This window comes from Paenibacillus forsythiae T98, from assembly GCF_000520735.1.
Classification (GTDB): Bacteria; Bacillota; Bacilli; order Paenibacillales; family Paenibacillaceae; genus Paenibacillus_AQ; species Paenibacillus_AQ forsythiae.
Window position 1 is genome coordinate 1 of record NZ_ASSC01000010.1, and the last position, 6,927, is coordinate 6,927.

Sequence of the window (6,927 nt, forward strand, 5' to 3'; positions counted from 1 at the left end):
CCATGACCAGCAGCGCTTCGTTCTTCTGCCCGGTGGTCAGTCTGCCGAGCGGACCTGCCGCATTTTTGGCCAGAGCCGCCTTGCCTGCAACTTCACTCATTATCTTTCCCCCTTATATAAATTGGATTGCAAAATTTCAACTCCCCGGCTTTCACGGCAGAAATTGATTATTTCAGCGTAATCCATTCATCCCTGTGAATGACCTCAAGCCGGTGCACCTCTTCTCCAAGCCGGCGCATAACCTCGCCGCTAGGCAGCCCCCGAATGATACGCAGCTGAGCGTCGTCGTAATTCACGATGCCGCGGCCGAGCAGCTTGGAATCAAGGCCGAGCACTTCAACGACGTCTCCGGCATGAAAGCTGCCCTGAACCTCCCTGACCCCTACGGGCAGCAGGCTATGGCCCCCGTGAACCAGCGCATCCTCCGCTCCGGCGTCGACAATCACTGAGCCGAGCGGGGTGGACATGAAGCCCAGCCATTGCTTCTTGACGGGCAGGGAAGACAGCGTTGTGGCAAAATAAGTGCCTTTGCCTTCCTCCTGAACGGCCAGACGCAGATCGCCAGGCTCGGTGACACGTCCCACGAAGGAGGGCACGCCTCCGCGCGTAGCTACCTTCGCGGCGTCGATCTTGGAGCGCATGCCGCCTGTACCGACAGAGGACCCGGCTCCTCCGGCGATCGCGTAGAGGTCCGGCGTGAACTCTTCGACAAGCTGGTATCGTACGGCGTCCGGGTTGCTGCGCGGATCGCTGCTGTACAAGCCGTCGATGTCCGTAAGCATCAGGAGGCTCGAGGCTTTGAGCAGATTGGCGACCAGAGCGGACAGCATATCGTTATCGCCGAATTTCAGTTCGTCGACGGATACTGTATCATTCTCGTTGAATACCGGAATCACGCCCTGTCTCAGCAGCTCTTCGACGGTCATTACGGCATTGTTCATTGCGCGGCGGCTGCGGAAATCCGTGCGGGTCAGCAGAATCTGAGCAGCGGTCAGACCGTGCGCCGAGAATGCTTCCTGATAGGCCTGCATCAAGAGCGCCTGGCCTACGGCCGCGGCGGCCTGCTTCTCATGCAGCAGCCTGGGGCGCGTGGGGTAGCCGATGCTGCGGAAGCCCGCAGCTACGGCCCCGGAGGTTACGAGCAGCACTTCGCAGCCGCTGCGCCTAAGTTCCGCAATTTCGGACGCGAAAAAGGCGACCGCTTCGCGGTTCAGCCCGCCTTCGGCCGAGGTCAGAGAGCTGCTGCCGATTTTGACCACTATTCGTGTTGACATTGCCTTTCACTTCCTATTATCCATATTGAACAACAAAAAAGCCCCCATCCTTAGACTGAGCAAAGGACGAAAGCTTGGGTTCACTTCCGCGGTACCACCTTCATTGATGAGGGATCATCCGACTTTAGCCTCGTAACGGGAGGAATCCGTCCTGCGAAGCAGGCCGTTCGGGGGTAGGATTCGGAACGTTAGCCGCGGTAAATTCTTTCAGCCGGTCGGAATTTACTCTCTGGCGCGGTAGGCTCGTTCGTACTGGTCCCGTCTGCACGTTTACCTATTCGACAATTAGAATACCATGACGAGCCAAGTTTGCCAAGAGAGTTCCACCTATTGCCTTCGAAAAAATACCGCCGGATGTAATATGTTTAGCCTTCCGGCAAACGGGCAAACTAGCCGTAAATCGTCAGCAGGAGGTGGAACCATGGCAAAGGATAACCGGCAGGAGCTTGAAGAAAGAGAGCATGCGCCCCGGGAGCAGCGGGAGACGATGCGCGATTTTATCGAAGAAGAGACCGGAAAGCCCCACTCAAGAGGACCGGTTGATGAAGCTACCTCGCATGTGCCTGATACGCAGAACCATTTTATTTCCGAGCGTAATTTCCGTAAATACCAGAACTGACGTCAAGTTTAAAAAATGCACAGCCGCTCATCGCTTTCGCAGGCGTGAACGGCTTTTTGGCGCAGGGGCGTCCGTTTTCCGCTTGCACCGTTCGGGCCTCATTCCTGCGCAAGCTCGGCTACCGTCGTTTGGAACGTATGGATAAAAGCCTCGGCTGCCTTGGACAGATAACGTCCCTTGCGGTAGGCGACGACCAATGTCCGGCTGGGCACAGGATCAGCCAATGGCAAATAGACGGGCACAAACTCACTGCGCGGAGCGCGGGAGATAAAGCGGGGAACCAGCGTTACCCCCATGCCTGCCGCTACGAGCGATTGTATCGTTTCCATATTGTTGCTCTCAAAAACAACGGACGGATCGAATCCGGCCCCCCGGCACAGGTCCACCGTCATTTTGCGGAAGCCTTGTCCTTCTTTAAGCACAATGAACGATTCCCCTCTTAATTCCTCCAGTGCCGTCTTCACACCGGTGGACGCGCGCGCAGCCAAAGGATGCTCCGGCGGAACCGCGAGATCAATGCGCTCCTCGCCAAGAATTTCATACGCCAGCGCGGGGATTTCCAGCGGCAGAGACAGCAGGCTGAGATCGGTCTGGCCGCTTGCGGTCAGCTTCTCCAGATTCATCGAGGAATCCTCCAGCAGCGTAATATCAATCTCGGGGTATTTCCGCTTAAATACGGGCAGCACATAGGGCAGCAGGTGGGCGCCCGTAATCGGCATGCTGCCGACAACGACACGTCCGGTGCGAAGCTCCGATATATCGTTCATTTCCTGGCGCAGCAGCTCTACCGCATCGATAATGATTTGCGCCTGATCCACAAATTTCGTTCCCGCATGGGTAAGCTCAACGGTGCTCGTGTTCCGCTGAAACAGCATCACGCCAAGTTCCTTCTCAAGCTTGGACAGCTGCTGGCTGAGCGAGGGCTGGGCGATATGGAGCTTCTCGGCTGCCCTTGAGAAATTTCGTTCATTTGCGATCTGCAGCACGTAAAGCAGTTGTCTGAGTTCCATACTCGCGGTCTCCTCCTAAGATTCATCCTCTTATAAGCATAATCTATAAAGGAGTCCGAATCTATATAAATAAAAAATTAACACCCAGCCAATATGGGTACGATGCTCTACAAAATGATTAACTTGAACCGGGACGCCCTAATTTTTTACATATTATATACTCCTCGCAAAAAAACACTTTACAATACTATACGTTCAGTATATTATATAATTCATAAACTAAACGTTCAGTATTTACTTCCGGGAAATTGTAGTGTAAAAATTATGTTTATAAAGGGAGGAATTTTAAATGAAAGTTGTAGCTTTTAATGGAAGCCCCGCTAAAGCGGGAAATACTTATCATGGAATAAAAATAGTTATTGATGAACTTGAAAAAGAAGGAATAGAAACAGAAATAGTTCACGTAGGGATTAAACCTGTCAGAGGATGTATTGCTTGTAAAAAATGTATAAAAAATAAAAATGAAAAGTGCATTATTGCTACTGATCCGGTTAATGAATGGGTTGAAAAGATGAAAGAAGCTGATGGAATCATTTTAGGCTCGCCAGTTCACTATTCAGCCATTGCCGGAACAATGAAATCATTTTTGGATCGAGCTTTTCGTGTGGCCGAAGCCAATGATAGTATGTTAAGACATAAAGTGGGTGTATCCGTTGTAGCAGTAAGACGTGCAGGTGGAATTCCGACTTTCGACCAGTTAAATAACTACATTAATCATTCTGAAATGCTTATGGCGACTTCAAATTATTGGAATGTTATTAACGGCACCGCACCAGGGGAGGCCATGCAGGATGAAGAAGGGATTCAAATAATGAGGGTGCTTGGCAAAAATATGGCATGGCTTATGAAGTTGATAGAAAACGGCGAAGGAAATGTAAAGAAGCCTGAAAGAGAAGAAAAAATATTTACTAATTTTATTCGTTAAAGGGACCTGCTTGATCAAAATAAACCAATTGCTGCTATCCTATCAACCTGCAATCAGCCCTCAGCAAACGCAGCCATTCTTATAATATTTACCTATAAGAATTATAGAAATCATATCTTGGCGTAATAAACAACCTCATGTTATATTTAGATCATTCCAACGGGGGAATTTCAGTTTCCTACAGACGAACGATTCTATAACGAGGTGAAATCATGGGCAAGAAAACAATGTTCGAGAAAATCTGGGACAATCACGTTATCTATCAAGAGGAAGGCAAACCTAGCATTCTATATATCGACCTGCAGTTGGTGCACGAGGTAACATCGCCGCAGGCTTTTGAAGGACTCCGTCTGAGCGGACGCAAGGTTCGCCGCCCGGAGCTGACTTTTGCGACGATGGACCACAACGTTCCTACCACGGACCGTTTCAACATTACAGACCCGATTTCCAAACAGCAGATTGATACACTTACGAAGAACTGCGCCGATTTCGGAGTAAAGCTGTTCGGTCTTGACGATCTGGACAACGGGGTTGTGCACGTTATGGGACCGGAACTGGGACTTACGCATCCCGGCAAAACAATCGTCTGCGGAGACAGCCATACTTCCACTCACGGCGCTTTCGGAGCCCTTGCTTTCGGCATCGGGACAAGCGAAGTAGAGCATGTTATGGCGACCCAGTGTTTGCAGCAGGCCAAAGCGAAGACGATGGAAGTCCGTTTTGTCGGCAAACGCAACGCGGGCGTAACGGCAAAAGACATGATTCTTGGACTGATCGCCAAATACGGCACGGATTTCGCTACGGGTTATGTCATTGAGTACACAGGCGAATCCATTACCGAGCTGTCGATGGAAGAGCGGATGACCGTCTGCAATATGTCGATCGAAGCCGGGGCCAGAGCGGGTATGATCGCTCCCGACGAGAAGACATTCGAATATCTGCGCGGCCGTCAATATGTTCCGCAAGGCGCGGCGTTTGACGAGGCTGTTGCCGCTTGGAAAGAGCTGGTTACCGACGAAGGCGCGGAATTCGACACGGTTGTCGAGTTTGAAGTGGATTCGTTGATTCCGCAAGTAACCTGGGGCACAAGCCCAAGTATGGGTACCGACATTACGTCTACGGTGCCGAATCCGGCCGATTTTGCCACCGAGAACGAACGCAAAGCGGCTGAAAAGGCGCTGGAATACATGGATCTGAAGCCAGGAACTCCGATTTCCGAAATCACCATCGATTATGTCTTCATCGGCTCCTGTACGAACGGCCGGATCGAGGATTTGCGCGCGGCGGCCGAGGTTGCCAAGGGCCATAAGGTATCGGAGAAAGTAAAGGCCATTGTCGTTCCGGGTTCGGGAAGAGTCAAAGCTCTGGCCGAGAAGGAAGGTCTGGACAAAATCTTCACGGAAGCCGGTTTTGAATGGCGCGAAGCGGGATGCAGCATGTGTCTGGCGATGAACCCTGACATTCTGCAGCCGGGTGAGCGCTGCGCGTCGACCTCCAACCGGAACTTTGAAGGCCGCCAGGGCCGCGGAGGACGCACGCATCTGGTCTCGCCTGAAATGGCTGCCGCTGCTGCGATCAAAGGCCACTTCACGGATGTGCGGGATTGGAACTTCAAGACGGAAGCCGTCAGCTCTTAAGAATTCGAGAATAATCGGGAGGGTAATATAGATGGAAGCTTTTAAGAAATTAACCGGAATTGTCGGACCCGTGGACCGGGTCAATGTGGATACGGACGCCATTATTCCGAAGCAATTCCTCAAACGGATCGAACGGACAGGTTTCGGACAGTTTCTGTTCTTTGAATGGCGTTTTGACGAAGCGGGCAATGACAACCCGGCATTTGCGCTGAATCAGGACCGCTACAAAGGCGCGTCCGTCCTGATCTCCAGAGCCAACTTCGGCTGCGGCTCTTCGAGAGAACATGCTCCGTGGGCGATTCTCGACTACGGCTTTAAGGTGATTATCGCCTCTTCGTATGCCGATATTTTTTATAACAACTGCTTCAAGAACGGCATTCTTCCAATCAAGCTCTCCGAAGAGCAGGTGGAAGATCTGTTCCAGCGGACCGCAGCCCATGATGGCTATGAGCTGACTGTCGATCTTGAGAACAAGAGCATCAGCGACGCCTATGGTCTGAGCATCAGCTTCGATCTTGACGAACACCGCCGTCAGTTCCTGCTGCAAGGTCTGGACGATATCGGTCTGACTCTTCAGCATGAGGACGCTATCGCTGCCTATGAACAGAAAAATGCGGCCAAGCTGTTTGCCTAATTTGGGCATAAGCATCAGACGGACGCGAATCTCGTAATTCTTTATACGAAACTTCCATTTCCTTTGCGGGATTTGGAAGTTTTTTTGTTATAATAGCAGAATGTATAAACATTAAGGCTGAATTCCGCGTCAGGAATTTAGCGCAGTTGTTCCAGAACTTAGGGAGTAAGGGGAGATGAGGATGAGGAAGGCCTGTCTGAGAATGCTCGCGTTGCTGCTGCCCCTGCTGGTGCTTGTGGCCTGGTCTGGACAGGGCGCGGCCGCGGCGGGCAGAGGGAAGATTGTGCTCGATAACCAGGAGCTGGCGCTGCCGAAAGGCGTTGTGCTTGAGAGCGTCAATGGCAGCGTCATGATCCCGATCCGTGTCGTCTCGGAGAATTTGGGATACGAAGTGTCATGGGATAAGACGTTGCGGAAAGTAACCATCCGCCAGGATTTTAAAGAGATTCAGCTCTATGTCGGGAGTAAGCAGGCTGACGCAGACGGTGTGCCGTTTACCCTGAACGCCGCGCCCAGACAGGCCACGGGGACGGTGCTCGTCCCGATCCGATTCGTTGGAGAACAATTCGGGCTTGGGGTAGGATGGGACAACAGGGATAAAATTGTCTATCTGTCCGGACTTTCTCCAGACGTGAGTCCCGTCCAGCCCGCACCCTCCCCGGTTGCCTCGCCATCTCCTTCGCCTTCGCCAAGCCCGGTCATTGGTTCGCCTGTATCCACACCTTCACCTATACCAGCGCCGTCGCCGACTACGGGCACGGTGGCGGGAACAGCTTCTTCAACGCCCCAAACAGCCGGGGGGCCTGCGGGAGCTGCTGCCGGACCGTC

Annotated in this window: 7 protein-coding genes; 5 read left to right on the plus strand and 2 right to left on the minus strand. The window is 52.2% G+C overall.

The annotated features are described in order from the left end of the window. Positions 1–167 precede the first annotated feature (167 nt). Positions 168–1,274: a glutamate 5-kinase gene (gene proB / locus L692_RS0100360; RefSeq protein WP_025696152.1), complete on the minus strand. Its 1,107-nt coding sequence runs from the start codon at positions 1,272–1,274 to the stop codon at positions 168–170. A gap of 421 nt (positions 1,275–1,695) precedes the next feature. On the opposite strand from proB, the gene L692_RS0100365 reads away from it, so the two are divergent. Further along, positions 1,696–1,893: a hypothetical protein gene (locus L692_RS0100365; protein ID WP_025696154.1), complete on the plus strand. Its 198-nt coding sequence runs from the start codon at positions 1,696–1,698 to the stop codon at positions 1,891–1,893. A 98-nt stretch (positions 1,894–1,991) separates the two neighbouring features. On the opposite strand, the gene L692_RS0100370 is transcribed toward L692_RS0100365, so the two are convergent. Beyond that, the gene (locus L692_RS0100370; protein ID WP_025696156.1) at positions 1,992–2,903 is read right to left on the minus strand and encodes a LysR family transcriptional regulator; all 912 of its coding nucleotides are present in this window, start codon (positions 2,901–2,903) and stop codon (positions 1,992–1,994) included. Positions 2,904–3,192: 289 nt separating this feature from the next. On the opposite strand from L692_RS0100370, the gene L692_RS0100375 reads away from it, so the two are divergent. The 4 genes from L692_RS0100375 to L692_RS0100390 all read left to right on the plus strand — a co-directional run. Then, positions 3,193–3,828: a flavodoxin family protein gene (locus L692_RS0100375; RefSeq protein WP_025696158.1), complete on the plus strand. Its 636-nt coding sequence runs from the start codon at positions 3,193–3,195 to the stop codon at positions 3,826–3,828. Between the two features lie 212 nt (positions 3,829–4,040). Then, complete coding sequence (gene leuC / locus L692_RS0100380; protein ID WP_025696160.1) at positions 4,041–5,465, plus strand: 3-isopropylmalate dehydratase large subunit; 1,425 nt, start codon at positions 4,041–4,043, stop codon at positions 5,463–5,465. 31 nt (positions 5,466–5,496) lie between these two features. Beyond that, positions 5,497–6,099: a 3-isopropylmalate dehydratase small subunit gene (leuD, locus tag L692_RS0100385; RefSeq protein WP_025696161.1), complete on the plus strand. Its 603-nt coding sequence runs from the start codon at positions 5,497–5,499 to the stop codon at positions 6,097–6,099. Between the two features lie 175 nt (positions 6,100–6,274). Next, on the plus strand, positions 6,275–6,927 hold a 653-nt coding region (locus L692_RS0100390), incomplete at its 3' end, for a copper amine oxidase N-terminal domain-containing protein (protein ID WP_198027681.1).

Excerpts from the sequence above, each read along its gene's own strand:
- proB (WP_025696152.1), bottom strand. The coding sequence starts at position 1,274 with ATGTCAACACGAATAGTGGTCAAAATCGGCAGCAGCTCTCTGACCTCG.
- leuC (WP_025696160.1), top strand. The coding sequence starts at position 4,041 with ATGGGCAAGAAAACAATGTTCGAGAAAATCTGGGACAATCACGTTATC.
- L692_RS0100370 (WP_025696156.1), bottom strand. The coding sequence starts at position 2,903 with ATGGAACTCAGACAACTGCTTTACGTGCTGCAGATCGCAAATGAACGA.
- L692_RS0100375 (WP_025696158.1), top strand. The coding sequence starts at position 3,193 with ATGAAAGTTGTAGCTTTTAATGGAAGCCCCGCTAAAGCGGGAAATACT.
- L692_RS0100365 (WP_025696154.1), top strand. The coding sequence starts at position 1,696 with ATGGCAAAGGATAACCGGCAGGAGCTTGAAGAAAGAGAGCATGCGCCC.
- leuD (WP_025696161.1), top strand. The coding sequence starts at position 5,497 with ATGGAAGCTTTTAAGAAATTAACCGGAATTGTCGGACCCGTGGACCGG.